Annotated in this window: 4 protein-coding genes and 1 pseudogene; 3 read left to right on the top strand and 2 right to left on the bottom strand. The window is 36.9% G+C overall.

All coding sequences use genetic code 11. The features are described 5' to 3' along the window. The first annotated feature begins 440 nt into the window (after positions 1-440). Both rlmB and ON09_RS08815 read left to right on the top strand, forming a co-directional pair. A complete protein-coding gene (gene rlmB, locus ON09_RS08820) occupies positions 441-1,214 on the top strand; it encodes a 23S rRNA (guanosine(2251)-2'-O)-methyltransferase RlmB (RefSeq protein ID WP_010600699.1) in 774 nt (257 codons plus the stop codon). A gap of 140 nt (positions 1,215-1,354) precedes the next feature. Beyond that, a pseudogene (locus tag ON09_RS08815) lies at positions 1,355-2,026 on the top strand (DUF5995 family protein); the annotation flags it as partial. On the opposite strand, the gene ON09_RS08810 reads toward ON09_RS08815, so the two are convergent. Both ON09_RS08810 and ON09_RS08805 read right to left on the bottom strand, forming a co-directional pair. Next, a complete protein-coding gene (locus ON09_RS08810) occupies positions 2,023-3,114 on the bottom strand; it encodes a mannose-1-phosphate guanylyltransferase (protein ID WP_010600697.1) in 1,092 nt (363 codons plus the stop codon). The pseudogene ON09_RS08815 and the gene ON09_RS08810 sit on opposite strands and share 4 nt — an antisense overlap. A gap of 14 nt (positions 3,115-3,128) precedes the next feature. Next, positions 3,129-4,097: a KpsF/GutQ family sugar-phosphate isomerase gene (locus ON09_RS08805; RefSeq protein WP_010600696.1), complete on the bottom strand. Its 969-nt coding sequence runs from the start codon at positions 4,095-4,097 to the stop codon at positions 3,129-3,131. A 91-nt stretch (positions 4,098-4,188) separates the two neighbouring features. On the opposite strand from ON09_RS08805, the gene recQ reads away from it, so the two are divergent. Beyond that, on the top strand, positions 4,189-6,378 hold the full coding sequence (recQ, locus tag ON09_RS08800; RefSeq protein ID WP_010600695.1) for a DNA helicase RecQ: 2,190 nt from the start codon (positions 4,189-4,191) through the stop codon (positions 6,376-6,378). Positions 6,379-6,387 lie beyond the last annotated feature (9 nt).

Here is a 6,387-nt window from a genome sequence, read left to right as displayed (position 1 = left end):
CCATCGTACTTACGGTATTAGTTAATCGTGCTTTCCTCGCTGTTAAACTGTTTTTTCCGCCTTGTTCATTATCCATACTCATAATACAAAAGTAGGTAAAATTTGACGCGATTGTTTTAACAAGTTACTAGCTGTTTGTTAACAAATTGAAGTCTAATCAGATTAAATTTTTCAACTTTCTAAAAATCATCAATCTATAAACACTTAAATGTTAATAGGGAGTAGGGCACAGTAGATGAAGAAGAGTCGGTGTTGGAATGGCAACAGAATTGGATATAGTAAAGCAACTAATCTATCTCCTGTTTTCAATTTTGCGATCTTCATCAATCAATTTGTGTTTCATATTCTTTGTTTGCAACCTCCATTAATTTAATCCTTAATATTTGCAATAGCAACAGATTTACCATCAAAACAATTACTTTTGCAAACAATTTCAAATCATGGATAATTTTAGAAGACCTCAGCGAGTAAAAGAAAATAATGAATTCGTATTCGGCATTAGAGCAGTAATTGAAGCGGTTAAAGCTGGAAGAGATATCGAAACCATCTATCAACAACGTGGTTTGGGTGGTGAGTTATTTTTGGAATTAAAGGCGCTTTTAAAAGATACATTGATCCCTTTAAATTCTGTTCCAATTGAAAAATTGAACAGAATGTCGCAAAAAAACCATCAGGGTGTAATTGCAGTGATATCTCCAATTACCTATCAAAATATAGAAGACATCGTTCCAGCGGTTTTTGAAAAAGGCGAGGTGCCCTTAATATTAGTGCTAGATAGTGTAACTGATGTTCGCAATATGGGTGCAATAGCCCGTACGGCTGCATGCGTTGGCGTTCATGCGATTGTTGTGCCATTAAAAAATGCGGCTCAGATAAATGCTGATGCAATCAAAACTTCTGCCGGAGCATTATTTAGCATTCCAATTTGCAGGCACGCAAACCTCCATAAAACCTGTTTATTCTTGCAAGATAGTGGCTTGCAGATTGTAGCTTGTACTGAAAAAACCAGCGACTTGATTTATACACCCGACTACACCATGCCAACAGCCATTGTTATGGGTTCTGAAGATGAAGGTATATCAAATGATCTTTTAAGAGTAGCTGATCACTTGGCTAAGATACCCATGGCAGGAAAAATTGAATCTCTGAATGTATCTGTTTCGGCAGGTGTAATTTTATATGAGGCTGTCAGACAACGCACTACCGCCATATAAATCTTAATTTGATTTCTAAATTGAAAATATAATTATGTATTTTTATTTAGAAATCAAACCCAAATGCTGCCTGCAAAAGACATTACTGAAGTTATTTCATGCCTGGATGAAATTATCGACATCAGCGTGGCAAAAAATCTCGTGCAGGTTATTTTGCATGTTTGTATAGAAAGATGACTGTTGCTGTGCAAAACGGGATTAACAACGGGTTATTTGCAGATGGACCGAAAATGGAGAAGCTTGATGTGATTTTTGCGAATCGTTATATCAGTGCCTATGTCTGTAATGCTAAAAACGCACCCTTAACATCATCCTGGAAATCCGCTTTTGCTGCAACAGCTCAACCATACACTGTAATTCAACATTTACTTATGGGTATGAATGCTCATATTAACCTTGATTTAGGGATCGCAGCAGCAGAAACCGCCAGAGGTGATGATATACAGCTAATTAAAAAAGATTTCGATCTGATTAATAATATTATTGGTAGCTTAATCAATATTGTGCAAAAAGATCTCGAAGAAATTTGTGCACCGATGAAACTGCTTAAATATGTCGATAACAGTAGTAAGGAATCAGTAATTAATTTTAGCATTACTGCAGCTAGAAATACGGCCTGGGCAAATGCGCTTGCACTTTCTGTAGTATTGCCAAATACGTACGATGGGTATATCAGTAATTTAGATAGTAAAATTGATATCGTGGCCCGGAACATTATTAACCCTAACTTTTCTCAAAGTATGATTTTAAGAACAGTTAGGGTTTTCGAACCAAAAGATGTAGGTGTAATTATTAAATTTTTACGCGATTAGATAAATTTATTACCAAATCTGGATTTTACTTCGGCCACAAATTCTTTTACTTTTTGTTCTTCGTTTCTTGGGCAAATCATGAGCATATTGTTATTTTCTACCACAATATAATCATGCAAACCCTGAAGGATAACCAGTTTATCTTTAGGCACATTCACCATGCAGTTAGATGAGTCGAACATAATCACTTGCTCCGAAGGGATAACAGCGTTTCCAACATAATCCTTTTCTGCCATCTCGTATATGGATGCCCAGGTTCCTAGGTCAGACCAACCGAAATCTGCAGGTAAAACGTAAACATTATCAGCTTTTTCCATGATACCAAAATCGATGGAAATGTTCGTACACTGTAGATAAGCATTATTGATGAAATTCTTTTCACGGTCGGTGTTCATTTCTGATCTACCCAGATTGAAAATTTCATACATGTCTGGCAAATGTTTTTCAAAGGATTTTAAAATCGATTTCGCTGACCAGATAAAAATTCCTGCGTTCCAGAGAAAATCTCCACTTTGGATAAATGACTTTGCTAATTCAAGGTTAGGTTTCTCTGTAAAGGTCTTAACTTTATGTAAATCAGTATCGGTGTTTAAAACATATTCCGTATGTTGGATATAGCCATATCCTGTATCAGGCCTGTTCGGTTTTATACCAAGCGTAATCAGACAATCATTTTTAGAAGCTGCATTTAAAGATTGACTTATGGATTCTATAAAGCCGTCGACATTTGCGATGGTATGATCAGACGGCGCCACAACAATTGTAGCAGCCGGATTAAGCTCATAAATTTTTAAACTTCCATAGGCCACACATGGAGCCGTATTTCTAAGTAACGGTTCGGCTAATATCTGGTTGTCAGAAAGTTCTGGTAGTTGTTCCTTAACCAGATCAGAATAAATCTCATTAGTAACAATAAAAATATTCTCTGGTAAACAGATTTTTAAAAATCTTTCGTAAGTACTTTGAATTAAAGTTTTACCTACCCCAAAAAAATCGATAAATTGTTTAGGGTATTCAGTTCTGCTAACTGGCCAAAAGCGACTTCCGACCCCTCCAGCCATAATTAGTGCGTAATAATCTTTATTCATTTTATGTTTTAAAATTACACGATGCCTTCGTTCAAAAGATCATGCAAATGGATAATTCCAAAGTAAGTGTTTTGTTGGAGAACTAACAACTGTGTAATGTTATTTTCCTTAATTATGTGTAGTGCTTCTACGGCAAGTGCGTCGGCTTGTATACTTTTTGGTTGTTTACCCATAATGTCTTCTGCTTTTAACCCTGCAATACTCATGTTATTTTCAAGCATCCGCCTGATGTCTCCGTCGGTAATTACCCCTATAACCTGCTCCAACTCATCTACAACAGCAACAGCCCCTAAACGGTTTTTACTGATTTCAATTAACACATCTTTTACAGCTGCCGCAGGACTTATAGATGGTTTTTCGTTGGAAAGTGCGAGGTCTTTTGCTTTGAGGTAAAGTTTTTTGCCTAGTGATCCGCCAGGATGATATTTCGCGAAATCAGATTCGTTAAATTCTCTGCATTCCAGTAAGCAAATAGCCAATGCATCTCCCAAGGCCAGTTGTGCAGTGGTACTTGTGGTTGGCGCTAAATTATGTGGGCATGCTTCTTTTTCGAAAGATGTATTTAGCACCAGATCAGCTTGTTCCGCAAGGAAAGATTCGAGTTCTCCAACCATACCAACCAGTTTGTTTCCGGCTGATTTTAGTAGGGGGACCAACACTTTTATTTCCGGTGTATTTCCACTCTTTGATAGGCAGATGATAACATCGTTACGCTGTATCATACCCAAATCGCCATGAATGGCATCTGCAGCATGCATAAATATTGCCGGAGTACCTGTTGAGTTGAATGTGGCGACTATTTTTTGAGCAATAATGGCGCTTTTTCCAATCCCAGTTACAATCACCCTGCCATCACATTGAAGAATGGTAGATACGACTTTTTCAAAATCATCGTTTATGTTTTTTGCAACATTTAGGATTGCTGCAGCTTCAAGCTCTAACGTGCTTATAGCCGATTGGATAATATATTTTTTACTTTTCAAAGAGAAAATAATTGTTTGTTGATACTTGAAATTCTTGTAAAATTATGTTATTTTGGATACAAAAATAGCATCGCATATTTTATTACACAAAATGGACGTGAAAAAGTCGTTATTTGATAACCTGCAGAATTTTTTTGGGTTTGATAATTTCAAAGGTGATCAGGAGTCGATCATTACAAATATTTTAGAAGGCAATAACACATTTGTGATTATGCCAACGGGCGGAGGGAAGTCTATTTGCTATCAATTACCTGCTTTAATGAGCGAAGGAACTGCTATTGTGATTTCTCCGTTAATCGCTTTAATGAAAAATCAGGTAGACCAGTTAAGAGCATTTGGTGGAAATGATAGTATTGCACATTTTCTTAATTCGTCCCTAAACAAATCTGAAATTACTCAGGTAAAATCTGACCTCTTAAGCGGGCAGACAAAATTATTATACGTTGCTCCAGAATCTTTAGCCAAGCAAGACAATATTGAATTCTTAAATCTAATTAAGATCTCGTTTGTTGCTGTAGATGAAGCGCATTGTATCTCTGAATGGGGCCACGATTTCAGGCCAGAATACCGAAAAATTAAGCAGGTTATTGCTGGGTTAGGCAACAACATTCCTATAATAGCACTTACTGCCACAGCTACGCCGAAGGTACAACAAGATATTATGAAAAATCTTGGAATGACGGAGGCAACACTTTTTAAGTCATCATTCAACAGGCCAAACTTGTTTTATGAAATTCGCCCAAAAAGGGATATTACGAAGGAAATTATAAAATATATTAAGTCCAACCCTGGTAAATCAGGAATTATTTATTGTCTCAGCCGGAAAAAGGTTGAAGAAGTTGCCGAAGCGTTAAATTTAAATGGGATTAGTGCTTTGCCTTATCATGCTGGATTAGAACCAAAAGTTAGGGCAGAGACACAAGATAAATTCTTAATGGAAGACGCCGAAGTAATTGTAGCAACAATTGCTTTCGGTATGGGCATCGATAAACCCGACGTTCGTTTTGTAATTCATCACGATGTGCCTAAAAGTATGGAAGGCTATTACCAGGAAACTGGTAGAGCTGGTCGTGATGGTGGAGAAGGGGTTTGTATTGCTTTTTACGCTCAAAAAGATGTAGATAAGCTTGCAAAGTTTATGAAAGATAAACCCGTCTCTGAACGAGAAATTGGTACGCAGATATTAAAAGAAGTAATTGATTATGCGGAGTCTGGTGTTTGTCGCCGCAAGCAGATTCTCCATTATTTCGGCGAAAACTTTAACGAAACGGGCTGCAACTGCATGTGCGATAACTGCAAAAAGCCTAAAAAACAGTTTGATGCTGAAGAACAGTTATCAATCTTATTAAAATTCATCGAAAAAACTGGTGAAAAATTTGATGATACCCATTTATTAAACGTTTTCCTGGGTTTAGAAACTGCTCAAACTATTGCTTACGAGCACAGTAAGGTGCCGGAATTTGGAATTGGCAAGCAGGATGGGGAGTTACTATGGAAATCAGTGATCCGCCAGGCGGTTTTAAATAACTACCTTTTTAAGGATATTGATAATTACGGTTTACTTAAATTAACCAGGCAGGGGAAAGACTTTATCATTAACCCATATAGTTTAAAGTTCGTTCTAAACGAACTGATTGAAACTGGTGTTGTAGATGATGAAGATGATGTTAAACAGGGAACGGGTGCTTTAGATACGCACCTACTTCAGTTGCTAAAGGATTTACGTAAGAAAATTGCGAAGCAAAAAAGCGTTCCTCCATTTGTAGTATTTCAAGACCCATCTTTGGAAGAGATGTGTACTCATTACCCAATTACAACCGAAGAACTTAGGCAGATTTCAGGAGTAGGGTCGGGTAAGGCGATGAAGTTTGGAACACCATTTATAGAGCTGATCAAAAAATATGTTGAGGATAACGACATCGAGCGACCAATTGATTTGATTATTAAAACTCAGGCCAATAAATCTCAGATGAAAGTTTCCATCATTCAAAATATTGATAGGCAGATTGGTTTAGAAGATATTGCTGATTCCAAAGGCATTACTTATGAGGAAATTCTGAAAGAAGTAGAATCGATTGTAAACTCAGGTACCAAGCTCAATTTAAATTATTTCATTGATGAGGTAATTGATGATGACAGACAGGATGAGGTTTTTGATTATTTCAGAGCTGCAGAAAGTGATTCGATTGATGAGGCACTTAACGAACTTGGTGAAACAGATTACACCCGCGAAGAAATTCAATTGATGCGAATTAAATTCATGTCGGAACTAGGAAACTAGCTTTGATGG

The sequence above is a fragment of the Pedobacter agri PB92 genome, from assembly GCF_000258495.1.
GTDB classification, from domain to species: Bacteria; Bacteroidota; Bacteroidia; order Sphingobacteriales; family Sphingobacteriaceae; genus Pedobacter; species Pedobacter agri.
The sequence above is the reverse complement of the archived record's forward strand: the minus strand, read 5'-3'. Positions and strand labels throughout refer to the sequence as shown.

What these genes read in the sequence shown, in the direction of transcription:
- rlmB (WP_010600699.1), top strand. Translation starts at nt 441, where the DNA reads ATGGATAATTTTAGAAGACCTCAGCGAGTAAAAGAAAATAATGAATTC.
- ON09_RS08810 (WP_010600697.1), bottom strand. Translation starts at nt 3,114, where the DNA reads ATGAATAAAGATTATTACGCACTAATTATGGCTGGAGGGGTCGGAAGT.
- recQ (WP_010600695.1), top strand. Translation starts at nt 4,189, where the DNA reads ATGGACGTGAAAAAGTCGTTATTTGATAACCTGCAGAATTTTTTTGGG.